25 protein-coding genes are annotated in these 22894 nt (G+C 65.6%); 13 read left to right on the plus strand and 12 right to left on the minus strand.

All coding sequences use genetic code 11. The annotated features are described in order from the left end of the window. The first annotated feature begins 1 nt into the window (after nt 1). Both AC5STI_RS16825 and AC5STI_RS16830 read left to right on the plus strand, forming a co-directional pair. Complete coding sequence (locus AC5STI_RS16825) at nt 2-766, plus strand: class I SAM-dependent methyltransferase (RefSeq protein WP_495447453.1); 765 nt, start codon at nt 2-4, stop codon at nt 764-766. Next, entirely contained in the window at nt 763-2232 is a 1470-nt protein-coding gene (locus AC5STI_RS16830; protein ID WP_495447454.1) for a hypothetical protein, read from the plus strand. Before AC5STI_RS16825 ends, AC5STI_RS16830 begins: the two co-directional genes overlap by 4 nt. Nucleotides 2233-2281: 49 nt before the next feature. On the opposite strand, the gene nadC is transcribed toward AC5STI_RS16830, so the two are convergent. Genes nadC through nadA form a run of 3 tightly spaced genes read right to left on the minus strand, consistent with a single transcriptional unit; the run spans nt 2282 to nt 5745 of the window. Then, nucleotides 2282-3136 (minus strand): carboxylating nicotinate-nucleotide diphosphorylase, encoded by an 855-nt coding sequence (nadC, locus tag AC5STI_RS16835; RefSeq protein ID WP_495447455.1) that lies wholly within the window; start codon nt 3134-3136, stop codon nt 2282-2284. Further along, nucleotides 3133-4689, minus strand: a complete 1557-nt coding sequence (locus AC5STI_RS16840) for an L-aspartate oxidase (protein WP_495447456.1) — start codon at nt 4687-4689, stop codon at nt 3133-3135. The genes nadC and AC5STI_RS16840 overlap by 4 nt, the downstream gene beginning before the upstream one ends. Nucleotides 4690-4692: 3 nt before the next feature. Continuing rightward, the gene (gene nadA, locus AC5STI_RS16845; protein ID WP_495447457.1) at nt 4693-5745 is read right to left on the minus strand and encodes a quinolinate synthase NadA; all 1053 of its coding nucleotides are present in this window, start codon (nt 5743-5745) and stop codon (nt 4693-4695) included. A gap of 291 nt (nt 5746-6036) precedes the next feature. Here nadA and AC5STI_RS16850 point away from each other — a divergent pair, with 291 nt between their 5' ends. From AC5STI_RS16850 to AC5STI_RS16860, 3 genes are read left to right on the plus strand one after another with little or no spacing between them, the layout of a single operon-like run. Then, nucleotides 6037-6741: an ABC transporter permease gene (locus AC5STI_RS16850; protein ID WP_475049709.1), complete on the plus strand. Its 705-nt coding sequence runs from the start codon at nt 6037-6039 to the stop codon at nt 6739-6741. After that, on the plus strand, nt 6741-7451 hold the full coding sequence (locus AC5STI_RS16855; protein WP_495447458.1) for an ATP-binding cassette domain-containing protein: 711 nt from the start codon (nt 6741-6743) through the stop codon (nt 7449-7451). Before AC5STI_RS16850 ends, AC5STI_RS16855 begins: the two co-directional genes overlap by 1 nt. Next, entirely contained in the window at nt 7448-8251 is an 804-nt protein-coding gene (locus AC5STI_RS16860) for an ABC transporter substrate-binding protein (RefSeq protein ID WP_495447459.1), read from the plus strand. Before AC5STI_RS16855 ends, AC5STI_RS16860 begins: the two co-directional genes overlap by 4 nt. A 302-nt stretch (nt 8252-8553) precedes the next feature. Here the strand turns inward: AC5STI_RS16860 and phnF are convergent, their stop codons facing one another. Beyond that, on the minus strand, nt 8554-9267 hold the full coding sequence (phnF, locus tag AC5STI_RS16865; protein ID WP_495447460.1) for a phosphonate metabolism transcriptional regulator PhnF: 714 nt from the start codon (nt 9265-9267) through the stop codon (nt 8554-8556). Nucleotides 9268-9374: 107 nt separating this feature from the next. On the opposite strand from phnF, the gene phnG reads away from it, so the two are divergent. Genes phnG through phnN form a run of 7 tightly spaced genes read left to right on the plus strand, consistent with a single transcriptional unit; the run spans nt 9375 to nt 14391 of the window. After that, entirely contained in the window at nt 9375-9827 is a 453-nt protein-coding gene (phnG, locus tag AC5STI_RS16870; RefSeq protein ID WP_495447461.1) for a phosphonate C-P lyase system protein PhnG, read from the plus strand. Beyond that, nucleotides 9827-10411 carry a phosphonate C-P lyase system protein PhnH gene (gene phnH / locus AC5STI_RS16875; protein ID WP_495447462.1) on the plus strand — a complete coding sequence of 195 codons (585 nt, stop codon included), beginning with the start codon at nt 9827-9829 and terminating at the stop codon, nt 10409-10411. The genes phnG and phnH overlap by 1 nt, the downstream gene beginning before the upstream one ends. 4 nt (nt 10412-10415) lie before the next feature. Continuing rightward, nucleotides 10416-11516 (plus strand): carbon-phosphorus lyase complex subunit, encoded by a 1101-nt coding sequence (locus AC5STI_RS16880; protein WP_495447463.1) that lies wholly within the window; start codon nt 10416-10418, stop codon nt 11514-11516. Then, a complete protein-coding gene (locus tag AC5STI_RS16885) occupies nt 11513-12370 on the plus strand; it encodes an alpha-D-ribose 1-methylphosphonate 5-phosphate C-P-lyase PhnJ (protein WP_490398345.1) in 858 nt (285 codons plus the stop codon). The genes AC5STI_RS16880 and AC5STI_RS16885 overlap by 4 nt, the downstream gene beginning before the upstream one ends. Then, nucleotides 12370-13140, plus strand: a complete 771-nt coding sequence (phnK, locus tag AC5STI_RS16890) for a phosphonate C-P lyase system protein PhnK (protein ID WP_495447464.1) — start codon at nt 12370-12372, stop codon at nt 13138-13140. The genes AC5STI_RS16885 and phnK overlap by 1 nt, the downstream gene beginning before the upstream one ends. Before the next feature lie 10 nt (nt 13141-13150). Beyond that, entirely contained in the window at nt 13151-13834 is a 684-nt protein-coding gene (gene phnL, locus AC5STI_RS16895; protein WP_495447465.1) for a phosphonate C-P lyase system protein PhnL, read from the plus strand. Further along, entirely contained in the window at nt 13831-14391 is a 561-nt protein-coding gene (phnN, locus tag AC5STI_RS16900) for a phosphonate metabolism protein/1,5-bisphosphokinase (PRPP-forming) PhnN (protein ID WP_495447466.1), read from the plus strand. Before phnL ends, phnN begins: the two co-directional genes overlap by 4 nt. Here phnN and AC5STI_RS16905 read toward each other — a convergent pair. Next, a complete protein-coding gene (locus AC5STI_RS16905; RefSeq protein ID WP_495447467.1) occupies nt 14373-15056 on the minus strand; it encodes a DUF1045 domain-containing protein in 684 nt (227 codons plus the stop codon). The two genes, phnN and AC5STI_RS16905, sit on opposite strands and share 19 nt — an antisense overlap. A gap of 50 nt (nt 15057-15106) precedes the next feature. On the opposite strand from AC5STI_RS16905, the gene AC5STI_RS16910 reads away from it, so the two are divergent. Then, the gene (locus AC5STI_RS16910) at nt 15107-16249 is read left to right on the plus strand and encodes an alpha-D-ribose 1-methylphosphonate 5-triphosphate diphosphatase (protein ID WP_495447468.1); all 1143 of its coding nucleotides are present in this window, start codon (nt 15107-15109) and stop codon (nt 16247-16249) included. 85 nt (nt 16250-16334) lie between these two features. Here the strand turns inward: AC5STI_RS16910 and AC5STI_RS16915 are convergent, their stop codons facing one another. Genes AC5STI_RS16915 through AC5STI_RS16945 form a run of 7 tightly spaced genes read right to left on the minus strand, consistent with a single transcriptional unit; the run spans nt 16335 to nt 22846 of the window. Then, a complete protein-coding gene (locus AC5STI_RS16915) occupies nt 16335-16814 on the minus strand; it encodes a class I SAM-dependent methyltransferase (RefSeq protein ID WP_495447469.1) in 480 nt (159 codons plus the stop codon). Then, complete coding sequence (locus AC5STI_RS16920) at nt 16815-17573, minus strand: polysaccharide deacetylase family protein (protein WP_495447470.1); 759 nt, start codon at nt 17571-17573, stop codon at nt 16815-16817. After that, complete coding sequence (locus AC5STI_RS16925; protein WP_495447471.1) at nt 17570-18706, minus strand: glycosyltransferase family protein; 1137 nt, start codon at nt 18704-18706, stop codon at nt 17570-17572. Before AC5STI_RS16925 ends, AC5STI_RS16920 begins: the two co-directional genes overlap by 4 nt. Then, entirely contained in the window at nt 18703-19290 is a 588-nt protein-coding gene (locus AC5STI_RS16930) for a histidine phosphatase family protein (protein WP_495447472.1), read from the minus strand. Before AC5STI_RS16930 ends, AC5STI_RS16925 begins: the two co-directional genes overlap by 4 nt. After that, nucleotides 19287-20375 (minus strand): glycosyltransferase family 4 protein, encoded by a 1089-nt coding sequence (locus AC5STI_RS16935; protein ID WP_495447473.1) that lies wholly within the window; start codon nt 20373-20375, stop codon nt 19287-19289. Before AC5STI_RS16935 ends, AC5STI_RS16930 begins: the two co-directional genes overlap by 4 nt. Nucleotides 20376-20381: 6 nt before the next feature. After that, a complete protein-coding gene (locus AC5STI_RS16940; RefSeq protein ID WP_495447474.1) occupies nt 20382-21626 on the minus strand; it encodes a glycosyltransferase family 4 protein in 1245 nt (414 codons plus the stop codon). Next, entirely contained in the window at nt 21623-22846 is a 1224-nt protein-coding gene (locus tag AC5STI_RS16945) for a glycosyltransferase family protein (RefSeq protein WP_495447475.1), read from the minus strand. The genes AC5STI_RS16940 and AC5STI_RS16945 overlap by 4 nt, the downstream gene beginning before the upstream one ends. Nucleotides 22847-22894 lie beyond the last annotated feature (48 nt).

Here is a 22894-nt window from a genome sequence, read left to right on the forward strand (position 1 = left end):
CATGTCCCATATCTATTCCAACGAGTTCTACGACTATATCGACCAGGGCGCGCGCTCCTCGGCGCAGGCGATGATTTCGGTGGTCCAGCCGCAGCTGCAAGCGGGCAGCGTTCTGGACTTGGGCAGCGGCCGCGGCGTGTGGCTGAGCGAGTGGATCAAGGCGGGGGTGACCGATGTTGCTGGCGTTGACGGCGATTATGTCGACCGCGACCGTCTGGCGATCCCGCGCCAGCAGTTCCATGCTGCCGACTTGACCAAACCCTTTGATCTGGGACGCAAATTCGATCTGGCGCAGAGTCTGGAGGTGGGCGAGCACCTGCCAGAGGCAGCCTCGGAAAAGCTGGTCGACAGCCTGACCCGCCACGCTGACCGGGTGCTGTTCTCCGCCGCTGTGCCGGGGCAGGGGGGCGAGTTCCATATCAACGAAAAGCCGCTGTCGTTCTGGCAGGAGATGTTTGCGGCGCGCGGGTTCACTGCCTATGACTTTGCCCGCCCCCAGCTGAAACACATGTCGGGTGTCGAGCCCTGGTACCGCTACAACACCGTGCTTTATGCCAACGCCGCGGGCCGCCAAGAGCTGCCGCAGGAGGTGCTGGCAACGGAAATTCCGGCCGGGCAGAAGGTGCCGCTGGCGGGCAGCCTGGGATGGCGGATGCGGCGCGGCATTGTCTCGCTGATGCCGCAGCCGATGGTCACCAGGATCGCACAGGGCCGTGCCGCTGTGCTGGCCCGTCGCGCCCGGCGCCTGCAGGAGGCCGCGGGATGACACTGGCCTCCGCCGGCAGCAGTGTTGCGCAGCGGCGCGCCTTGCCGCAACTGCCGGTCACGGTGGCTGCGGTTTTTGCTGTGCTGCTGCTGACGGCGCTGTTCCAGCTGCCGGATCCGATGATCCGGCACGATGACTACCCGGCGCTGCTGGCGGATCCTGCGCTGTTCTACGCGAAGACCCTGACCGAGGGGCGCTGGGTCAACTACCTGTGGCATCTGCGTGGTGTCGTAACTCCGGCCTGGTTGAATTTTCTGGCCTATCAGCTGTTGTGGGCGGTCTATCTTGGCTGCCTGGTGCACAACGCCTTTGGCCGGGACGCGGAGATTTGGCAACGTGTGATGGTGGCGCTGATTGCGGGTCTCGGCCTGCCCTGGGTGCTGATCTCGATGTGGTTCAATACGCTGATCCTGGGGTTGGCGGTTGTGGCGTTTTATGCCTGGCTGGCCACGCGGCTGAGCGAGCGGACCTGCCGCTGGCTGATGCTGGTCTTTGTGCCGGTCTCGCTGATGGCCTACACCACCTATCCGTTTCTGATCCTGGGGCTGAGCCTGACCCGCGCCGGTGTTGCGCGTTCGGCGAGGGATCTGGCGGGCCTGCTGGCGCTGTTCATCGCCAGTTTCGCGCTGGGTATGCTGGCGATCTATTCGCTGAACTATACCGTGCATGGGGTATTCGGCGTGCCGATGGCGGAATGGCGCAACCCCAGTCCGGCGCATGATCTGGCCTCGGCGCTGGAGAACTCCAAGCTCGCCTGGCAATTCCTGGTCAGCCTGGCGCAGAAGGGCGGTTATAACAACGCGGTTCTGGCGCTCTTGCAGGCGGCGCTGCTGGCTTGTGCGGTCTGGGTTGTGCTGCGGCAGGACAAGTGGCGGGCGCTTTATTTGCTGTCCGGGGCGGCCCTGGGGCTGGCGCTGATCTGCCTGCAGGTGATCCGCAGCGGCATCGACATGCCGGTGCGCTCCGGCGGGTTCCTGTGGATCTTCGGGGCCGTCTTCATCGGGCTGTTCGTGATTGCACTGCGCGACAGCGGGCGGGCGCGGCTGAGCCGGAACCTGCTGTTTACCGTGACAGCGGTCTACGTGATCTTCGGCGGGCTGACCTACCAGTTCCTGTCGGAGTGGCACAAGGTTAGCCGGGCGATGGCGGCAGAGCTGGTTGAGGGGCAGGGTCCGGTCTATGTCACCGGAACCTACCTGTCGCTGGAGGCCGCCCGGAAATCGGATCTGCAAAAGGACCAGTCGGTTACGTTCCGCCTGCACCATCTGACCGGGCGCGAGATCGTGATGTGCGAGAGCCGTCCCGAAGATTGCGCGGCGCTGCCGGATGAGTTGCGCGGCGGCTTGCAAGGCCGGAGAGGGTTCGAGGTGCGCCAGATTGAAGGCGGCTCAGTGCTGATGCTGTCGCCCGTGGCACTGCGGGAAGGGAAGCTGGAGGCGGCCCGCCAGCAGCGTCAGACAGACTAACAGGCAGGCTTGGGGGCCTGCCGCCTGCGGCTTTCATGTTTGGGTAAGTTCAGAAGTCGAGACCCAAATCCAGGGTGCGTGCCGAGTGGGTGAGCGCGCCCGACGAGATGTAGTCGACCCCGGTTGCCGCCACTTCGGCAATGCGCTCCAGCCGCATGTTGCCGGAAGCCTCAGTGACGACATGGCCCTTGGCCATCTCCACTGCCTTGGCCAGTGTGGGGGTGTCCATATTGTCGAGCAGCACCACGTCGGCACCGCCGGTAGCGATCACTTCAGCAAGCTGGTCCAGAGTGTCGACCTCGATTTCCACCTTCATCATGTGGCTTACGCTGGCCTTTGCGGCTTCCAGCACCGCCTTGACCCCGCCGGCGGCCGCGATGTGGTTGTCCTTGATCAGGATCGCGTCCGACAGGCCGAAGCGGTGGTTGTAGCCGCCGCCGTGCAGCACGGCTTGCTTCTCTGCGATGCGCAGCCCCGGGGTGGTTTTGCGGGTGCAGGTGATGCGGGTGGCGGTGCCTTTGGTTTCCGCGGCAAAGGCAGCGGTCAGGGTGGCGATGCCGGTCAGCCGGCCTGCAAAGTTCAGTGCGACGCGCTCGCCTGACAGGATCGAAGCGGCGGAGCCTTCGATGGTCATCAGCGTGTCGCCCTTCTTGCAAGGGCTGCCGTCGGGGAGCAGGGTCTCGACTTTCAGCCCGGCGTCCACCAGGTGAAAGGCGATACGGGCGATCTGCATGCCAGAAACCACACCGTCCTCGCGGGCGTTCAGGCGGGCGGAGTAGGTAGCGGCGGCCGGGATTACCGCGCGGGTCGTGATGTCGCCGTTCTGGCCCAGATCCTCCATCAATGCGGCACGCACCATCGGTTCCAGGATCAGGTCGGGCAGGGTGGCGAATTGGGTGCTCATGTCAGTTCCTTTTGAACCTCGGCGCGGATGGCCAAGGCCTCGTCCAGAGTGATGCGGGTGCGATGGGCCTGCGCGGGGTCGGCCTCGGGGAAGTCGTCACGGAAGTGGCCGCCGCGGCTTTCCTCGCGCCTCAGCGCAGCGGCGGCAATCAGCGTGGCGGTGGCGCACATGTTGAGAAAATTTTCGTCTGCGGCCTGTTCAGCTTCAAGCCGGGCAATGGCGGCGAGCGCCTGTTTCAGCCCCGCGCCAGTCCGGCGCACCCCGGCGTGGACAGTCATGGTTTCGCGCAAGGTCTTCAGCGCGGCCGGGTCCAGGTCCTGCCCGCCCTTGGGAAAGCTGGGGCGTACCTCTTCGGCGTCTGATGGGGTGTCCAATGACGCCATGTCCTGTGCGGCATTGCGGGCATAGACCAGCGCTTCCAGCAGGCCGTTGGAGGCGAGCCGGTTGGCGCCGTGCAGGCCGGTCGAGGACGCCTCGCCGCAGACCCAGAGGTTTGTCAGGCTGGTGCGGCCTTTCAGGTCCGCCTCCACTCCGCCCATGTGGTAATGGGCAGCGACGGCAACGGGGATCGGCTCCTGCACCGGGTCGATGCCCGCGCGGGCGCAGGTTTCGGCCACCGTGGGGAAGCGGGTCAGCACCTCTGCGCCCAATGCTTCACGTGTGTCTAGCATCGGGCGGCGGCTGGCTTGTGTTTCGGCAAAAATTGCGCGGGCGACAATGTCGCGGGGGGCAAGCTCGGCGTCGGGGTGCGCGGCCAGCATAAAGCGCTCACCGTCTGCATTGATCAGCACCGCACCCTCGCCGCGCAGGGCTTCGGTTGCCAGCGGTGCCGGGTCTTCGCCGATGTCAAAGGCGGTGGGATGAAACTGGACGAATTCGGGGTCGGCGATACAGGCGCCGGCGCGGGCGGCAAAACCGATCACCTGTCCGCGGATGCGGGGCGGGTTGGTGGTGTGGGCATAAAGCCCGCCGGAGCCTCCGCCCGCCAGCAGCACGCCGGGCGCCTTGATCAGCACCGGGGCAGAGGGCGCATCGGCGCGGGTGATCCAGATGCCGGTGACGGAACTGCCCTCGGTCTCCAGCCGCAGCGCCTGGGTGTTTTCCAGAACCTGCACGGAAGGTGCTGCACGGACCGCGGCTATCAGCGTCCGCATGATCTGATCACCGGCCTGATCGCCCTTTACCCGCACCACGCGGGCGGCGGAATGGGCGGCCTCGCGGCTCATCACGTAGTTCCCGTCCGCGTCGCGGTCGAAGGGGGTGCCGAGCTCGGTGAGATCAATGATGTGTTCACGCGCCACCCGGGTGACCATGGCGGCGACTTCGGGGTCGACCGTGCCGGCACCCGCCTGCAGGGTATCGGCGGCGTGGGCCTCAGGCGTGTCATGGTTGGCCATGGCGGCAGCCACGCCGCCCTGCGCCCAGGCTGAGCTTGCGCCTTCGCCCAAGGTCTCGGGGGAGATCACCAGAACCGGCCGGGGTGCCAGCTCAAGCGCGGCGTAAAGCGCGCCCAGACCTGCGCCGGCAATGACGATACGGCCGGTTTCGATCACGGATCAGATGCCCAGTTTTTGGCTGAGGTCGATCATCCGCTGCACCGCCACGCGGGCCTTGTCGGCCACTTCGGGATCCACCTCGACCGGCTCGGTCATGGTGTGCAGCGACCACAGCACTTTCTCCAGAGTGATCTTCTTCATGTAGGGGCACATGTTGCAGGGGCCGACAAATTCCACCTCAGGCAGCTGATCGGCGATGTTCGACGCCATTGAGCATTCGGTGATGAGCAGTGCCTTTTCCGGTTTTTCGTCTGTCACGTATTTGACGATGCCGCTGGTCGAGCCGGAGAAGTCGGCCTCGGCCACCACGTCGGGCGGGCATTCCGGGTGGGCGATCAGCCGGGTGCCCGGGTTCCATTCGCGGAAGTCGCGCAGGTCCTTGGCGGTGTACTGCTCATGCACGATGCAGGAGCCCTCCCACCAGACGATGTTCTTTTCCGGAACCTGCTGGGCGATGTTCTGCGCCAGATACTGGTCCGGCGTCATGATGATGGTGTCTTCTTCCATCGCGGCAACGATCTGCGCCGCGTTGGAGGAGGTGCAGCAGATGTCCGACGCGGCTTTGACCTCAGCGGTGGTATTCACGTAGGTGACCACCGGCGCGCCCGGGTAGCGGCGGCGCATTTCGGCGACGCCGTCGGCGGTGATGCTTTCGGCCAGCGAGCAGCCTGCCTCCATGTCGGGGATCAGCACGGTTTTCTCCGGGCTCAGGATCTTGGAGGTTTCGGCCATGAAATGCACGCCGCACTGGACGATCACGTCTGCCTCGACCCGGGTGGCCTCGATCGCCAGCTGCAAGCTGTCGCCGACCACATCCGAGATGCCGTGATAGATTTCGGGCGTCATGTAATTATGCGCCAGAATCACCGCGTTGCGCTGCTTCTTCAGCTCCAGGATGGCCGCAACATAAGGCGCATGGGTGGCCCATTCGATGGGGTTCACCACGCGGTTCATGCGGGCGTACACATCTGCCATCTGTTCGGCCAGGGCCGGGTTAGGGGCCAGATCATAATGGGCGGCGAGCTGATCCCGCATGGATTGCAGGTCGAACATGGCGGTTCCTCAAGGTTGCGTCCGGGGTGACACTTTGGGCGGGGGTTGTTTCACGTTCAAAACGCGCACGCAAGCACGCGTGTCGGGTTTTGCACGCAAATGCGGTGATTTGGCGCTAACAGGCGGCATCTTCAGGACGCTTGTGTTTCAAAGATGGGGATCAAGGGCATAAATTTCCAGCCGGAGTGCCGTTTTTGGCTGTCCCGGCGTCCAGTCCTGTGATTTTGAGCCGTGCAAAGCCATGTTAAACCGGGCTGAATTGGGACCCCCTTGGGAGAGCGACCGGACGCGATGAATGATCTGTGGGCAGGACTGTGCCAGGCCTTTTGGCTGCTGGTGACGCTGGACGCGGATCTGGTGGAGATCACCCTGCGCTCCTTGCGGGTGACGCTGACCGCTCTGGCCATCGCCTGTGCCATTGCGCTGCCGCTGGCGGCCTTTCTGGCGGTGCGCCGGTTCCGGCTGCGCCGCGCCACGATTGCGGTGCTGAATGCGCTGATGGGGCTGCCGCCGGTGGTTGTAGGGCTGGTGGTTTACGTGTTCCTGTCCCGGGCCGGACCGTTCGGTGTCTTTGGCCTGCTGTTCACACCCACGGCGATGATCATCGCGCAGGTGATCATCGTGGTGCCGCTGGTGGCCTCGGTCGCGCATCAGTCGCTGCGGGAGTTGTGGAGCGATTACCACGATCTGCTGATCTCGATGAATGCCACCCAATTCCAGCGCATCCAGACGCTGTTATGGGATGGCCGCCGGGCACTGCTGACCGCCGCGCTGGCGGGTTTTGGCCGCGCGATCGGCGAGGTGGGCGCGATCATGGTGGTGGGCGGCAACATCGACCATGCCACCCGGGTGCTGACCACTGCGATTGCGCTGGAGACCGGCAAAGGGGAGTTCGCCATGGCGCTGGGGCTTGGGTTTGTGCTGATTGCCCTGGCGATTGCGGTCAACCTGGCGATCCACTGGCTGGGCCGCACCGAGAGTGAGGGGCGCTGGTGATGCAGATGTTCCCGCTGGTGGCCAAGGGCGCCCAGGTGCGCCGCCGCGGCAAGGTGCTGGTCGGGCCGGTCGATCTGACGCTTGGCGGGCAGGGAACCTCTATCGTCATCGGCCCTAACGGGGCGGGCAAAACCACGCTGCTGAAAATGCTGCATGGCATTGTACGGATGAACGGCGGCAGCCTGGACTGGGCCTGCCCGCTGGAAGAAGCGCAGAAGCGGCAGGCGTTTGTGTTCCAGACCCCGGTGATGATGCGCCGTACGGTGATCGATAACATTGCCTATCCGTTGCGGCTGACGGGCACCGGCCGCCGCGAGGCGCGCACACGCGCGGCGGACTGGGCGGCCCGTGTGGGCCTGGGGAGGATCCTGCAGCGTCAGGCCACGATGCTGTCGGGCGGTGAGCGGCAGAAGCTGGCGCTGGCCCGGGCCTTGGTGCGCGAGCCGGATGTCCTCTTCCTGGATGAACCCTGCGCCGCATTGGACGGGCGCGCCACCCGCGAGATCGAGGAGATCCTGGCCCATGCCGCCAGAAGCGGCACGCGGCTGATTATGTCCACCCACAACATGGGGCAGGCGCGGCGGCTGGCGGATGAGGTGATCTTTGTCCTGGGCGGCCGCATCCACGAATTCAGCCCGGCGGAGAATTTCTTTGCCGGGCCGCAAACGCCGCAGGGGCGTGCCTTTCTGAACGGAGATATTGTCGAATGAAACGTTTGATTTTTGGTGCCATTGCATCCATGGCCTTTGCCTCTTCCGCGCTGGCGGAAGAGATGAAGATGGCGGTGACCACCTCCTTCCACAATTCCGGCCTGGCGGAGATCCTGCTGCCGGAGATCAAGAAGGATCTGGGCCTGGATGTGCAGCTGCTGGTGGTTGGCACCGGCCAGGCGATCCGTCTTGGCGAGGCGGGCGACGTGGACGCGATCCTGGTGCACTCCAAGACGGCCGAGGAGAAGTTTCTGGCGGGCGGCAACGGCACCCACCGGCGTGAGATCATGTACAATGATTTTGTCTTCATCGGCCCCAAGCGCGACACTGCCGGGGTCGCTGGGGCTGAGGACGCGGCGGCCGCGCTGCAGCAGATTGCCGGGGCGGAAGCCTCCTTCGTTAGCCGCGGCGATGACAGCGGCACCCACAAGAAAGAGCTGTCACTGTGGAAGGCTGCGGGGCTGGAGCCAGAGGGGTTTGGTGATTGGTACCGGGCCGTCGGCGCGGGCATGGGGGCTGCGCTGAACACGGCGGCGGGCATGGACGCCTACATCATGTCGGACCGGGCCAGCTGGCTGAATTTTGGCAACAAGGCCGGACTGGCGCTGCTGTTTTCAGGCGACCCGGTGCTGTTTAACCAATACGCTTACATCCCGGTGAATCCGGAAAAGCATGGCCACGTGAAGAACGGGCTGGCGATGCAGCTGGAAAGCTGGCTGGTCTCGGACAAGGCAAGGGACCTGATCAACGGTTACCGGATCAACGGCGAGACGCTGTTTATTTTTAACGCCGAACAGTAACACAGCGGAGGCACTCCCGCCCAATCCGGACATCACAGATGCCCTGAATGGTTGGGCGCAGCACCGCGCTGCGCGCGGTGCGGTCCCGTGCTTCGGTGAGGTGTGTGCCCCGAAGCGCCGTGCCGAATCCGATCCGCCCCCCCCCCCCACCGCGTGAAGGGTGAACTGGCCTGGTGTACGGCTGCTGGTGCAGCATTTGACTCGGCTTTCGGGAGAACTGCCGCGCCGCGCGTCAGCGCGGCGCTATGCCCAACTGTGAGGGGCAATTTCAACTACACCGGAGCAGGCGGGAGCATTCCGCGTCAGGTTTCGCCGCCAACCGTCAGCGTCACCCGGTCGCCCGCAAACCATGTGCGGCCGAACTCGATCGGGATACCGGCTGTGTCCACGCTGACAGACGTGGTGCGCAGGATGGGGGCCCCTTCGCTGATCTGCAGATGCAGCGCCTGGGTGGCGGTGGCGAGCTTGGCAGCGATGCGGGTTTCCAGGCGGGTATAGTCCTCGATCCCGCATCGCTTCAGGGCCTCGGTGATCGAGCTGTCCGCCTCCAGCGCGTCGCGCAGCCCCGGCAGCCGCGCGGCGGGAAACACCGCCTGGGCCAGGGCGATGGGCTGGCCGTCGGCCAGCGAGAGGCCGTCATAGACTTGCACCGGATCTCCCGCCGTTAGCCCCAGCGCTTCCGCCTCGCGCAGCCCGGCGGCGCGGGTTTCCAGCATCAGCATTTTCTTGGCCGGAGTCCGCCCCTCGCGTGTCAGGTTCTGATGGAACCGCACCCGCTTGCCGATCGGGTAGTCGGTTGGCCTGGCGGCGACGAACACTCCTGCACCGCGGCGGGAATGCACCAGGCCCTGCTCTGCCATCTCCGCCAGTGCGCGGCGCACGGTGTGGCGGTTGACACCGAACCGGGCCGCCAGCTGCGCCTCTGCCGGCAGCTTGCCGCCGGTCGCGTACCGGCCCTGTGCAATATCGTCTGTCAGGGCGATGGCGATGGATTTCCAAACGGGTGTGCGGGCCATGTCACGGAACTTTCACAAGTCTGGGATTGCGCCGGCCGAGGCGACTCGGCTAACATTTGTCTAGTTGTATAGTAAAAATAGACAACCCGGCCAAGAGGCATAGACAGATGAAACCCACTTTTCCCGCAGAGGACCGCAAAGGCTGGATGAGCCTTCTGGCCACTGCTGATGAGGCCCGGCTTGCTGAGCTGTGGCAAAGCTACGGGACCGATCCCGCTTGTGAATGGCTGCGCGTGCCTGAGGCCGGCGGTGTCATGGTGAGGGGCCGCATGGGCGGGTCCGGTGCACCCTTCAACCTCGGTGAGATGACCGTAACGCGGTGTGCGCTGTCGCTGGAGGATGGCACCGTTGGCCACGGTTACGTGCAGGGCCGCAGCAAGGCCAAGGCAACGATTGCCGCCAAGGTCGATGCGCTGATGCAAACCAGTGCTGCGGCGGGCCTGCGCGCGGCGGTGCTGGCGCCTCTGGCCGCAGCGCGGCAAGCGCAAAACGACGGGCGCGCAGCCAAGGCGGCAGCGACCAAGGTCGAGTTTTTCACCATGGTGCGGGGAGAGGATTGATGAGCTTGCAACCCCGGAATGCCGTATATGCGGGCGGCTTCAGCAATCCCCCGGTGGCTGCAGCACATGCCTTCCGTGCGGCGATGAATGCGATGGCCCGGCCCGGCCAAGTCCAGGACATCACCGGAGCTGTACCGCCAGATGGGATCTCGATCGCGGCGGGCAGCCTGCTGCTGGCCTTGTGTGACCCGGAAACCGGTGTCTACCTGGCGCCGGATGTGGACAGCGAGGCCTTGCAAGGCTGGCTGGCATTCCACACCGGCGCGCCGGTTGTGCCGGCGGAGCAAGCGGATTTCGCGCTCGGCGGCTGGGCAGCGCTGGCGCCGCTCGACCGCTTCCGCATCGGCAGCCCGGAATACCCCGACCGCTCGGCCACCCTGATTGTCGAAACACCCGGCTTTGCTTCACCCAACGCGGTGCTGCGCGGCCCCGGCATCAAGGACACCGCCCGGATGCAACTGCCGGAGCTGGCTGCGTTTCAGAACAACGCGGCTCTCTACCCGCTGGGCGTGGACGTCTTCTTCACAGCGGGATCGCAGGTGGCTGCGCTGCCGCGTTCAACGCAAGTAACCGCGGAGGGCTGAGCTTATGTATGTTGCAGTCAAGGGCGGCGAGCGCGCCATTGAAAACGCTCATGCCTGGCTGGCTGAGGAGCGCCGCGGCGACAAGGATGTGGGGGAACTCTCCCTCGCTCAGATCCGCGAGCAGCTCAGCCTGGCGGTGAACCGGGTGATGGCGGAAGGCTCGCTCTATGATCCGGACCTTGCGGCGCTGGCGATCAAGCAGGCCCGCGGGGATCTGATCGAGGCGGTCTTTCTGATCCGGGCCTACCGCACGACCCTGCCGCGGTTTGGCTATTCGCAGCCAGTGGAGACCGGGGAGATGGCATGCGACCGCAGGATCTCGGCAACCTTCAAGGACGCGCCGGGAGGGCAGGTGCTGGGACCGACGTTTGACTACACCCACCGCCTTCTGGACTTCAAACTGGCCGCCGAAGGTGAGGTGCCCGAGGCACCGGCCGCGGAGCCGCGAAAGGCGGCCACGCCGCATATTGCTGAGTTTTTGCAAGGAGAGGACATCATCGAGCGGGAGCCGGCCTCGGACGCGGTTCCGGGCGATCTGACCCGTGAGCCGATGTCCTTCCCGGCGGGCCGCGCGGTGCGGCTGCAATCGCTGACCCGCGGCGACGAGGGGTTCATCCTGGGCATGGCTTATTCCACCCAGCGCGGCTATGCGCGCAACCATGCCTTTGTCGGTGAACTGCGGATCGGAAAGGTGCCGGTGGAAATGGAAATCCCGGAGCTGGGCTTTGCGATCGAAATCGGCGAGGTGGAACTGACCGAATGCGAGACGGTGAACCAGTTCAAGGGTTCCAAGACAGTGCCGCCGCAGTTCACCCGCGGCTACGGGCTGGTTTTCGGCCAGTCAGAGCGCAAGTCCATCGCCATGGCGCTGGTCGACCGCGCGCTGCGCTGGGAGGAGCTGGGCGAGGACAATGTCGGTGCCGCCGCGCAGGATGAGGAATTTGTCCTGAGCCACGCTGACAACATTCAGGCCACCGGCTTTCTGGAGCACATCAAGTTGCCGCATTACGTGGATTTCCAGTCCGAGCTGGAATTGGTCCGCAAACTGCGCCGGGAAGCGGCGGAATTGGCAGAGACGCTGGCGGCACGGGAGGCTGCGGAATGACCGACTACAACTTTGCATACCTTGACGAACAGACCAAGCGGATGATCCGCCGGGCGATCCTCAAGGGGCTGGCGGTGCCAGGCTATCAGGTGCCCTTTGCCAGCCGGGAGATGCCGATGCCCTATGGCTGGGGCACCGGCGGGGTGCAGGTCTCGGCTGCCACGCTGACACCGGACGACACGCTGAAAGTGATCGACCAAGGCGCCGATGACACCACCAACGCGGTCTCGATCCGCAAGTTCTTTGAAAAAACAGCGGGGGTTGCGACCACTGAGGAAACCGAAAAGGCCAGCGTCATCCAGACCCGCCACCGGATTCCCGAGGCGGAGCTGACCGAAGATCAGATCCTGGTCTACCAAGTGCCGATCCCGGAGCCGCTGCGCTTTCTGGAGCCGCGGGAGACCGAAACCCGCAAGATGCATGCTTTGCAGGAATACGGGCTGATGCACGTGAAACTCTATGAAGACATCTCGCAGCATGGCGCGATTGCCACCGCCTATGCCTATCCGGTGAAGGTGGAGGGGCGCTATGTGATGGACCCGTCGCCGATCCCGAAGTTCGACAACCCTAAGATGGAGATGGCAGCGATCCAGCTGTTCGGCGCGGGCCGGGAGCAGCGTATCTATGCAGTGCCGCCCTACACCAAGGTCGTGTCGCTGGATTTCGAGGATTACCCGTTCGAGGCCAGCAAGGCGGATCATGCCTGCGACCTGTGCGGGGCGCAGGACAGCTATCTGGATGAAGTGATCCTGGACGACGCGGGCAACCGGATGTTCGTCTGCTCAGATACCGATTACTGCCGTTCCCGGCGCGACGCAGGCCACAGCGGCCGTTTGGGTAAGGAGGCCGCGTGATGACGCCTTTGCTGCAAGTGAAAAACGTTGCCAAGCTTTATGGCGCACGGATCGGCTGCACTGGTGTGAGCTTCGATCTCTACCCAGGCGAGGTGATGGGGATTGTGGGTGAAAGCGGTTCGGGCAAATCGACCCTGCTGAACAGCCTGGCAGGCCATCTGACGCCGGACCGGGGGGAGGTCATCTTTGACACCCGTGCGGACGGACCTGTGGACACAGTCACCATGTCTGAGCCGGAACGGCGGATGCTGGGCCGGACCGACTGGGCCTTTGTGCATCAGCACGCCCGCGACGGGCTGCGAATGTCTGTCTCGGCCGGCGGCAATATCGGTGAGCGGCTGATGGCCGTGGGCGACCGGCACTATGGCTCGATCCGTGAGCGGGCAGCCGACTGGCTGGGCCGGGTCGAGATCTCCGAAAGCCGTATTGATGACCGGCCTTCGGCCTTTTCCGGGGGCATGCAGCAGCGGTTGCAGATTGCCCGCAACCTGGTGACCGGCCCGCGGCTGGTGTTTATGGACGAACCGACCGGCGGCCTGGATGTGTCCGTGCAGGCGCGGCTTCTGGACCTGTTGCGCGGGCTGGTACGCGAGATGGGGCTGAGCGCGATTATCGTGACCCATGATCTGGCCGTTGTGCGCCTGCTGGCGGACCGGCTGATAGTGATGAAGGACGGCCAGGTGGTTGAAACCGGGCTGACCGATCAGGTGCTGGACGATCCCCAGCACGCCTATACCCAACTGCTGGTCTCCAGTGTGCTGCAAGTCTGAGGACGGGGCGATGATTGAACTGAATAACGTGAGCAAGAGCTTCACCCTGCACAATCAGGGCAGCGCGGTGATCCCGGTGATGGAAAGCGCCAGCCTGACCGTGAAACCGGGCGAATGCGTGGGGCTGACCGGTGCCTCTGGGGCGGGCAAGTCCACCTTGATGCGGGTGATCTACGGCAACTATCTGGCGGCTTCCGGCAGTGTCATGGTTGGCGGCGTCGATGTTGCCAAGGCCGAGCCGCGTGAAATCCTGAAACTGCGCCGCGAGACTTTGGGCTATGTCAGCCAGTTTCTGCGGGTGGTGCCGCGGGTGCCGGCACTGGATGTGGTGGCCGAGCCGCTGCTGGCCGTCGGTACGCCGCTGGAGCAGGCGCGCGACAAGGCGGCTTCGCTGCTCGCGCAGCTCAACATCCCCGAACGCCTATGGAGCCTCAGCCCCACGACCTTCTCCGGGGGTGAGCAGCAGCGGGTAAACATTGCCCGCGGTTTTGCCTATGGCTACCCGGCGCTGCTGCTGGACGAACCCACGGCCAGCCTGGATGCGCAGAACCGCGCTACCGTTCTGGGCTTGATCGAAGGCGCCAAGGCGCGCGGGGCGGCGATCATCGGTATCTTCCACGACGAGGCGGCGCGCCAGCAGGTTTGCGACCGGTTCGTGGATGTGTCGGGCTATGCGCCCCAGGCCGCGGCATGAGTGGGCCCGCTGAAAAGGGGCCCGTCATCGCGTTGGTCGGGCCATCGGGGGTGGGCAAGGACAGTTTGATGTCTGCCCTGGCGGTCTCCGGCCCTCAGTTGCGGCTGATGCGGCGGGTGATCACCCGCGCGCCGGAGGCCGGCGGGGAGGACTACCACGCGGTCACGGAGGCCGAGTTTTCCGCCCTCGCGGAGAATGATGTCTTTGCATTGCACTGGCAGGCGCATGGCCTGCACTACGGCATCCCGCGTGACATCGAAACGGTGCGGGAAGGTGCGGGCGGTGTGCTGGTGAACCTCTCCCGCGCTGTGCTGCTGGAGGCGCAGGAGGTGTTCGGCAATTTCATCGTGCTGTCGGTGACAGCGCGGCCAGAGGTGCTGGCCGAGAGGCTGTCTGCCCGCGGGCGGGAAGGTGCCGAAGAGGTTCAGCGCCGTCTGGCCCGGGCCGTCAAGCCCTTGCCCGACGGGCTGAGCAGGGTGCATGAGATCGACAACAGCGGCGCGCTCAGCGCGGCCGTCACGGCCGCGCTGGCAGTCCTTCAGCCGGAAAGGGCGTAGCGGTGGATCAGGTGAAACCTTCCGTCAGGTCCTTCGCCCGCCAGTACGATGTCGCGGATTATCAGCGGTGCCGGCAGCAGCGGGATCAGACGCTCTTCAAGAGCCGCCTCGACCGCCGGCAGATCCGGTTTGGGCAGCTTGCCTGTGAGCGTGATGTGAAACCGGAACTGCTCCAGAACAAAGGGGTAGCCCCAGAGGGTCAGGTTTTCGTCCTGTTCCGGGCTCAGGCCTGCTCCTCGGCGGCGGTCCAGTTCGGCTTGGGCCGGCGGCGCACGGAAACGGTCCAGCTCCGTCACGCAAGCGGCGGCCAGGGAGTTCAGCGCCGCCTCATCGCCTGTGGGGCGCAGCGCCAGGAAGCGGCCAAGCCGGGCAAGATGCAGTCCGTCCAGCGAGACCGGTGTTTGCGTCGCGGCCAGTTCTGCGCAGGCAGCCTCAAGACCGGACTGGGTTTGTCCTTCGGCAAGGCGCATTGGCGGCTTCAGGGTGGCGTGCAGCCCGTATTTGCGCGGAACCTCCGTGATCGCGGACAGCTCCAGCCCGGTTCCCTCCGGTTGGGGCAGGCTGCGGCCCGCCGCCATGTCCCAGCCCAGCCAGCTGGCGCCAAACCGGCTCCATTCCGCTTCGGCGGGCGGGGCGTAATAGATCGCGTATCGCGTGAATGTCACATTGGCCTCCTAAACGTGGCCTTCCATAGCTCGAAAGATGTGAAGTTCAGATGACAGAAGAGTTGATCCTTGCCAATGCCACGCTGGTCCTCCCGGGGGAAACACGAACCGGCAGCGTGAAGATTGCCGGCGGCGAGATAGCGGATATCGCAGAAGGCACCGCGGTTCCGGAAGGCGCCATCGACTGCGCAGGCGATTTCGTCTGCCCGGGGCTGGTGGAGCTGCACACCGACAATCTGGAGCGTCATATCCAGCCGCGTCCTAAAGTGGACTGGCCGCACGCCAGCGCGATCATTGCCCATGATGCGGAATTGGCGGGCACTGGCATCACCACGGTGTTTGATGCAATGCGCGTTGGCTCGATCACCCGCAAGGAAAGCCGCTATGGCGCCTATGCCCGCGGGCTGGCCAGCGAGCTGCTGGAGCTTCGGGCGGCGGACGCGCTGAAGATCTCCCATTTCCTGCATCTGCGGGCAGAGGTTTGCTCGGATTCGCTGGTTGCGGAGCTGGAGGCTTTTGGCGCGGCGGACAGGGTCGGGCTGGTCTCGCTGATGGACCACACCCCGGGCCAGCGGCAGTTCCGCGACCTCTCCAAGCTGGAGCAGTATGTGAAGGGCAAGCACGGGTTCGACGATGCGGGCTTCCAAGCGCATGTCGCCCATCTGAGGGAGCTGCGCGAGACCTACGGCGATCTGCACGAGGCGGAGGCGGTGAAGGCGGCCAAGCGGTTCGGCGCGGTGCTGGCAAGCCATGACGATACAACGGCAGGGCAGGTGGCCGTTTCGGCGGGCCATGGCATTCAGCTGGCGGAGTTTCCGACCACAGTGGAGGCCGCGCAGGCCTGCCACGCTCATGGCATCAAGGTGATGATGGGCGCGCCGAACCTGATCCGCGGCGGCTCGCACTCCGGCAATGTTGCAGCGCATGAGCTGGCGGAGCTGGAACTTTTGGACATACTGTCGTCGGACTATGTGCCGGCCGCTCTGTTAATGGCGGCTGTGCGGCTGGGCGAGCTGTGGGGCGACACGGCGCGCGGCCTGGGCACGGTCACACATGCGCCGGCCGATGCGGTGGGGCTGCACGACCGCGGGCGGCTGCAGACCGGAAAGCGTGCCGATCTGATCCGTTTCCGTGTGACAGCAGGTGCGCCTGCAGTTCGCGGGGTCTGGTCGCGCGGACTTCGGGTGGCCTGAGCGCCCAGCCGCGGATGCGGAGAAGCGCCCGCCCTTTTGGGGCGGGGGCGTGCGCTGCCCGGCCCGGGGCCGGACGGGACCTGTATCAGCCGGCCCTGTAGAACATGTAGCGGCCCGCCGGGATGCCTTCGGGACCGTCAAGCTCCTCGAAACCGGCCAGCGGCTGGCCGGAGACGATGATGCCGCCCGGCGCCATCACCTCCGCAATCACAGGGGAAAGGGCAGCCGCTTCGGCCACGTCCTTTTCCTTGACCCCGAAGCCGAAGTCATAGTGCGCCAAGGCAATCCGGCGGTCTTCGGCGGCAAGCCGCTCCAGCATCGGCCTTGCTTCGCCTTGCAAAAAGTCTTGTTCCGGCGGGATGCAGGAAGGGTGGCATTGCAGCACCCGGTCGATCACCCAGATGCGGCGGCCGGAGAGGATTTCGCGCAGATGGTCGTAAGTGCGCCCGTTGCCGAGCCCCATGTCGAGCACATCGCCCTCCATCGCGCCTATCTGGTCTGCGGCCCAGTTCAGACCGTCGCGCTGGGCGGTGAGGCGGCGCAGCATGGAGTCGAGACGGCTCATTCAGGACATCCTTTCATCATAGATCCAGGCCTCGGCCGGCCCTGCCAGCAATCGCTTTGCAAGCGCGGCAGTGAACTCCCAGACCGCTTCGTCATGCACCAGGTGGTGAGTGAGAAGGCCGTAGGGTTCTGTATTGTCCGCATCACCCTGGCGGCGGTCGCGCAGCTGACGCGTGACTTGCGAAATCAGCTGCTGCGGCGGCAGCAGGCTGCGGGAGCCCTTCCAGTCGATCGGATCCAGGTGTGTGTTAACCCGCAACAGGCCGGAGGCGGGTTTGGCGCTGCTGCGCGGACCGAAGGTGGAGACGGCTGTGAATCCGGCGCCGGCCAGCCAGGTCAGCATCTCCGGCGAGACCCTGTTCCACGGCGGCACGAACATCGGGCGCAGGCTGGCGCCAAACAGCTCCCGCAGGCGGGTCAGGCCGCGCTCGGCGTCGTCCAGCAGTTCGTCCAGAGGCCGGTGAGCCCCGAACTCCGCCTTCTTCTCGCCTGCAGGGGCGTTGTTCTGGTGCGCCCAGCCGTGCACCACCGGGATCAGCTGCGGATGGTCTGCAGCAAAGCGGGCGAGGTCTGCCGTGGTGCCCTGCGGGATCACGGCCAGGTGCACCGGCAGATCAAGCTCCGCGGAGAGGTCCGCCAACCGGTCCAGTTCCGCCGACTGGGACATCGCGTCATCGTCCCGCCACCACAAGGGCAGCGTCAGGCCCGCCTCCTGCCAGTGTTCCAGTTCCCGGTCCAGACCGCTCCAATCCGGTGTCATCCGCGCCCTCCCGCAAGTTCTGCGGCAATCTCCACACTCCGGGCGGCTCCGTCAAACCTGAAACCGCCTGCAAGCCGCGGCGGCGCCTGCATTGCCGCCTTGACCGCAGCGCATAGCGTTTCAGGAGTGAGGTCCGCTGTTTTGACCACCTTAATGCCGTTCAGGGGTGCAAGGCTGGCGGAACGCAGGCCCTGTTCGGTCTCGTTACCCGCATCAAAGGGGATCAGGACCGCGGGCGTCCCGGCCTGCAACAGGTCGAGCGCGGTGTTGTAGCCGCACATGCTGACAGAGGCGGCAGCGTGAGAGAGCATCCGGCGGAAGTCCTGGCGCGCAGGTTCCAGCAGGGCAGGGGAGCCTGCCTTGGCAAACTCCGCGATCCGCGCATCGGCGTCCGCGCCGCCGACCAGCAGGCGCCAAGGGGTGTCCGGCATCCGCTTGGCGGCTTCCAGGGCTGCCCGGTAAAGAGGCGTGCCGACGCTGCCGCCGCCGGCGCTGACCAGCACTTCGCCGCTGCCTGCTTGCTGAGGGTGGGGGCCAGCCGCTGGCGGCGCGACATAACCAGTGTAACGCAGCTTGGCCGCAAGCATCTGTGAGACCGGCCAGCTGGCCTCCAGCCTGGTAGCCGCGGGGTCGGAGTGGACCAGCACCGCATCGTAAAACCGGGCGATGAGCTGATCGGCCTTTTCCGCTTTCTCCGGTTTAGAGGGCGGGGCGAGGATGTCGCGGATGGAGGACAAGATCACCGGCGGCCGTGGCAGCGCAAGAGCAGCTTCCAGCAGGGCCAGGAATTCCCGGCGCAAGGAGCGGCGGCCAAACGGGTAAAGCTCGGTAATCAGCACGTCGGGCTGCAGCTCGTGCAGGGCTGCGCAAAGGGCGTCTTGGCGGCGGGCCAGATAAGTTTCCTCTGCCAATGACCCATCCGCGGCCAGCAGCCGGGTGAAATCCACTCCGTCCGAGCGTAGCGGCGACAGCTGGATCACCTCGATCCCTTCGGCGTTAAGCTGCGGGGCGGGGAAACCGCCGGAGGCCACTTGAACCTGGTGCCCGGCCGCGGTGAAGGCACGCGCCAGCGTCAGTGCCCGCGAAAGGTGGCCGGTGCCGAGGAGGTGGGTGACGGCAATCAGGACTTTCATGAGGTCCCCTCTTGGATCAGCCGGACAGGTTCGGCCCAAGGGGTGAGAGAGGCTCCCTCCATTTCCACCACAAACAGCCGGTTGCGTTTGATTCGGAACGGGGCGGGGCCGTCGAAATCCCAACCGTATGCGCGGGCCAGGACCATCCGCATGATGCCGATGTGGCAAACCGCGACCGCGTCACGTGTCAGGCAGTGCAGCCAAGGGGTAATGCGGGTCCAGACCTCTGCTGGGCTCTCGCCGCCGGGCGGGCGGTAGTGCCAGCCCCAGTCCTCGATATCGCGAAATCCGCTATTTGGATCCGCCTTCAGGTCCAGCCCGTGCAGGCCTTCCCAGTCACCCCAGTTCATCTCGATCAGCTCTTGCGCGGTGCGGGGCGGGCGGCCTGCAGCCAGTTCAGCGGTTTCGGCTGCGCGCATCAGCGGGCTGGACCAGAGTTCCGCCTGGTCCCACGGCGCAGGCAGGGTGTAACCGCGCAGTTCCTCGCGGGCCTGATCGTCGAGCGGGATGTCACTGCGCCCCTGGATGCGCCCGGCGCGGTTCCAGGCGGTATGGCCGTGGCGCAGAAGGGCGAGGCGGATCATGCGGGTGTCTCCATCAGCGGGGCGGCAATGTCCCAAAACTGGCGGGCCGCGGCGGGGGCGAGGTGGTTTCGGGCGATGTGGTCACGTCCTTCCCGGCCAATGCGAGAGCGCAGTGCGGGGTCTGCCAGAAGGCTGGCCGTGAAAGCGGCCAAAGCTTCCGGGCCGTCTTCGGGCTCCGGGTAGGGTCGGGGAAGCAGTATATCACGCACGCCGGGGCGGTTCTGAGCGGCAACCGGCAGCCCATGGGCCTGAGCCTCCAGATAGACCATGCCGAAGGCTTCGTTCACACCCGGCCACAGGAACAGGGAGGCGTGGGCGTAGGCTGCTGACAATTCCTCGCGGGTGAGCTGGCCGAGGAAGCGGACTTTTCCGCCAAAGGCACCCATCAGCGCCTCAACTTCGGAACGGGCCGGGCCGTCGCCAGCAATGTCCAGCTGCCAATTGCCAGGCAAATGCCCTAGTGCCTCCGCAATGATGCGGTAGGAACCGAGCTTGTCGCCCGCGCGCATCATGCCTGCGGTCAGCATTGGGCCGTCCAGAGAAGATGCAGCGGGCAGATCCTCAAGCGGAAGGAAAGGCGGAAGGGGAGCAATGATCTGGTTGCCGCATCGGTCGCGCTCCAGCGCAAAGCGGTCATGTGCGGTGAAATAGAAGATCGCCGCAGCGGCATCGGCAGCAGAGTGAGCGGCCTCGGCAAATCCCGCCCATGGCCCGGTCAGGCGCTTCTTGGCGCGGGTGGATTCGATCTGCACATAGGGTATTCCGCGGGCGCGGGCCACGGCGGGGCCGAGCAGGTCCGGCGCCTTGTAGTAGTTGTGGTAAGTGACCCAGAGGTCTGCTGCCGACAGGTCATGGATCAGCCGTTCGGCCTCTGCCTTTGCCGCCTTGCGCAGATCTGCCTGCAGCGCCACATCGCCGCGCTTGTCGTAGATCCTGAGTTCCGAAACCAGTTGCACGTCCGCGCCGCTGGCGCCGAGCAGGCCCATCAGGTTACGGGCAATCTCGCGGTCGCCGGAGGGCACCGGGTGGTGCGGCGGCTTCATCGGCGCGTAAAAGGCGACCCGCTTTCCGGCTCCCGGCGGCATGACCTGTCAGCCGCCCTGCAGCATCGCCGTAAGCCGTTTGGAAAGCTGGGCGATACCGGGTTCCATGCCGAAGTCGGAGCGCAGCCTCTCCAGCGCTGCCCCGGCCATCTCTGCCAGCTTTTGCGGATGGCGGGCTGCGTAGAGCAGCGTTTCGGCCAGCGCCTCGGGGCTGTCTTCGCTCAGCAGACCGTGCGTGCCCTGCGTGATGAATTCCGGAATAGCGGAGACCGGGGTCGACAGGATCGGCAGGGTTTGCGAGGCAGCTTCCATCAGCACGTTTGGCAGCCCGTCGCGGTCGCCGTCCGCTGCAACCCGGCTGGGCAGCACAAACAGGTCGGAGCTGCGCATCGCCTCGATCACCTCAGGCTGGTCGCAGGCCCCGCGCCAGGTGATGCGGTCCGCGATGCCTGCATCCTCCGCCATCCCTTGCAGAAGGTCGCCCAAGCCGCCGCCGCCGATGTGGGTCCAGTGCCAGTCAAGGCCTGCAGGCAGCAGCGCCAGCGCGGCGATCAGGCGGTCGAAACCCTTCTTTTCTACGAGGCGGCCAACCGACATGAAGCGGATCGGATCCTGCGGCTGCCGGGTTTTGCGCTCCGGCGGGGCGGGGAAGCGGGACAGGTCGAGCCCGTGATAGACCAGGTCGACCCGGTCCGGCGTATCGGCCAGCTCTTGAAGATGCTTGGCGCCAAAGCCGGTGCAGGTGGCGCCAAAGGCCGCGCCGTGATGGGCGGCGGAGAGTTTTTCCTGAAGTTCCCAGTCGGGCGAGGTCCAGATGTCCTTTGCGTGCGCCGAAAAGCTCCACGGCAGCCCGCGCATTATCGCGGCATAGCGCGCGACGGAGGAGGGCGTGTGCAGGAAATGCGCGTAGAGGCCAAGTACCTCGTCCGGCATTTCGGCGGCCAGCACGCAGGCCTGGCCAAAGCGGCGGATGCGGTTGGGGGTCAGGTCGCGGCGCAGATCGGCGCGCCAGATGCGGTAGGCCTCACCGTAGCCGGGCAGGGCCTGCGCAGCGGCACGGGCGCGCCAGACACGTTCCGGCTCCTGGTACAGGTATTCGGGTAGGTAGTTCACGCGGGCCTGCAGCCGCGCGTGCAGCGGGTGGCGCTTGATGTCGGTCGGGTGACGCAGGGACCAGATCTCGAACGTGTGGCCGGCCGCTTCCAGGGCGACGAGTTCCTGCGCGATGAAGGTCTCGGACAGCCGCGGCCAGCCTTTGACCACCACTGCGAGGGGCGGGCGGGACGTGCTCATTCGGCAGCCTCCCGGCGCGTGGCCTGCAGCAGGGCAGAGACGCGGCGTGTCACGTAGTCCAGCCCGTCCAGCAGGCCGTCGGACCCCGCGGCAGAGGGCGGCGGCTGGGTCGCCAGCGCGCGAATCGCCTTCGCCAGCGCCGGGGCCGTCCACCCGTCGCGTGTCTCGTCCAGCATTGTGGTGAGACCGATTTCTTCTGCGCGGCTGGCGCGGATCCATTGCTCGAGACGCGGGGTGGTTCGGGGTACGATCACCGCAGGTTTGTCAAAGGACAGCACCTCGCAGAAGGTGTTGTAACCGCCCATGCAAACCACACCCTGGGCGCCGGCAAACAGCGTTTCGATCTGAGATTCAAAGCCGACAGCGGTGACGCGGCCATCCAGCCGGGCAACGCGCTCCTCGAAATCCTCGCGGGTTTCACCGGATAGGAAGGGGCCGTAGACCAGCACTGCGCGGGGGGACAATTCCGGGTCCGCTTCATAGGCCGACAGCACAAGGTCCACCATCATTTCGCCATCACCGCCGCCGCCAGGAGTGACCAGAAGATAGGGCTGCTCCGGCGGCTCACCCACCTGGCCAAGGTCGCGGCGCAAGTATCCGGTCCAATGCATCCGCCCCTGCATCTCCGGCGTGAAGGGCAGCCCGGCGGTCGGGTCATAGACAGACCGCGGTCCGTAGACCCAGATCTCGTCATAGAAGTCGCGCGTGGCCTCGACGGCGTGCTTGCGCTCCCATTCGGCGGCCAGCACCTCCGGCTCGTCCAGAACGTCGCGCAGGCCCAGCACCATTTTGCAGCGGCCCTTGGACTTCAGCAGCTCCAGCGCCGGCATCAGCTCGCCGCGGAACCCGGTCGGCTCCTTGTCAGCCACCAGCACATCCGGTTCGTACTGTTCCACAGTGGAGCGGATCAGGGCGGCGCGCAGATCAGCCGTTTCCTCGATGCTCATGCCCATGGTGCGCGAGGCATAGGAGCCATCGGCGCGTTTGATCACACCGGGCAGGCGCACATGGTCGACCCGGGTCGGGAAGGAAAACCGCCCCGCCACTGGCGAGCCAGTGAGGATCAGCGCCGAGGCGTCCGGGTTCGCCGCGGTGATCGCCCCAGCAAGCGCCCGCGAGCGGCGCAGATGTCCCAGTCCGAAGGTGTCGTGGCTGTAGAACATGATCCGCGGTCCGCGTGCGCCTGCTTCCGCTGCTGTCTCATGAGTGCCTGTTGCCATCATAGGATTGCCTGATAGGGGGGCCGGACCGCGCCGGGCAAGGAGGTG

Source organism: Leisingera sp. CC-HEC096, assembly GCF_059429235.1.

Bases quoted from the DNA above. Each gene is read 5' to 3' on its own strand.
- AC5STI_RS16910 (WP_495447468.1), top strand. From the start codon at position 15,107: ATGACAGAAGAGTTGATCCTTGCCAATGCCACGCTGGTCCTCCCGGGG.
- AC5STI_RS16855 (WP_495447458.1), top strand. From the start codon at position 6,741: ATGCAGATGTTCCCGCTGGTGGCCAAGGGCGCCCAGGTGCGCCGCCGC.
- nadA (WP_495447457.1), bottom strand. From the start codon at position 5,745: ATGTTCGACCTGCAATCCATGCGGGATCAGCTCGCCGCCCATTATGAT.
- nadC (WP_495447455.1), bottom strand. From the start codon at position 3,136: ATGAGCACCCAATTCGCCACCCTGCCCGACCTGATCCTGGAACCGATG.
- AC5STI_RS16915 (WP_495447469.1), bottom strand. From the start codon at position 16,814: ATGAGCCGTCTCGACTCCATGCTGCGCCGCCTCACCGCCCAGCGCGAC.
- AC5STI_RS16860 (WP_495447459.1), top strand. From the start codon at position 7,448: ATGAAACGTTTGATTTTTGGTGCCATTGCATCCATGGCCTTTGCCTCT.
- AC5STI_RS16885 (WP_490398345.1), top strand. From the start codon at position 11,513: ATGACCGACTACAACTTTGCATACCTTGACGAACAGACCAAGCGGATG.
- phnK (WP_495447464.1), top strand. From the start codon at position 12,370: ATGACGCCTTTGCTGCAAGTGAAAAACGTTGCCAAGCTTTATGGCGCA.
- AC5STI_RS16920 (WP_495447470.1), bottom strand. From the start codon at position 17,573: ATGACACCGGATTGGAGCGGTCTGGACCGGGAACTGGAACACTGGCAG.
- AC5STI_RS16880 (WP_495447463.1), top strand. From the start codon at position 10,416: ATGTATGTTGCAGTCAAGGGCGGCGAGCGCGCCATTGAAAACGCTCAT.
- AC5STI_RS16925 (WP_495447471.1), bottom strand. From the start codon at position 18,706: ATGAAAGTCCTGATTGCCGTCACCCACCTCCTCGGCACCGGCCACCTT.
- phnN (WP_495447466.1), top strand. From the start codon at position 13,831: ATGAGTGGGCCCGCTGAAAAGGGGCCCGTCATCGCGTTGGTCGGGCCA.
- AC5STI_RS16940 (WP_495447474.1), bottom strand. From the start codon at position 21,626: ATGAGCACGTCCCGCCCGCCCCTCGCAGTGGTGGTCAAAGGCTGGCCG.
- AC5STI_RS16935 (WP_495447473.1), bottom strand. From the start codon at position 20,375: ATGCCGCCGGGAGCCGGAAAGCGGGTCGCCTTTTACGCGCCGATGAAG.
- phnG (WP_495447461.1), top strand. From the start codon at position 9,375: ATGAAACCCACTTTTCCCGCAGAGGACCGCAAAGGCTGGATGAGCCTT.
- phnH (WP_495447462.1), top strand. From the start codon at position 9,827: ATGAGCTTGCAACCCCGGAATGCCGTATATGCGGGCGGCTTCAGCAAT.
- phnF (WP_495447460.1), bottom strand. From the start codon at position 9,267: ATGGCCCGCACACCCGTTTGGAAATCCATCGCCATCGCCCTGACAGAC.
- phnL (WP_495447465.1), top strand. From the start codon at position 13,151: ATGATTGAACTGAATAACGTGAGCAAGAGCTTCACCCTGCACAATCAG.
- AC5STI_RS16825 (WP_495447453.1), top strand. From the start codon at position 2: ATGTCCCATATCTATTCCAACGAGTTCTACGACTATATCGACCAGGGC.
- AC5STI_RS16850 (WP_475049709.1), top strand. From the start codon at position 6,037: ATGAATGATCTGTGGGCAGGACTGTGCCAGGCCTTTTGGCTGCTGGTG.
- AC5STI_RS16830 (WP_495447454.1), top strand. From the start codon at position 763: ATGACACTGGCCTCCGCCGGCAGCAGTGTTGCGCAGCGGCGCGCCTTG.
- AC5STI_RS16945 (WP_495447475.1), bottom strand. From the start codon at position 22,846: ATGGCAACAGGCACTCATGAGACAGCAGCGGAAGCAGGCGCACGCGGA.
- AC5STI_RS16930 (WP_495447472.1), bottom strand. From the start codon at position 19,290: ATGATCCGCCTCGCCCTTCTGCGCCACGGCCATACCGCCTGGAACCGC.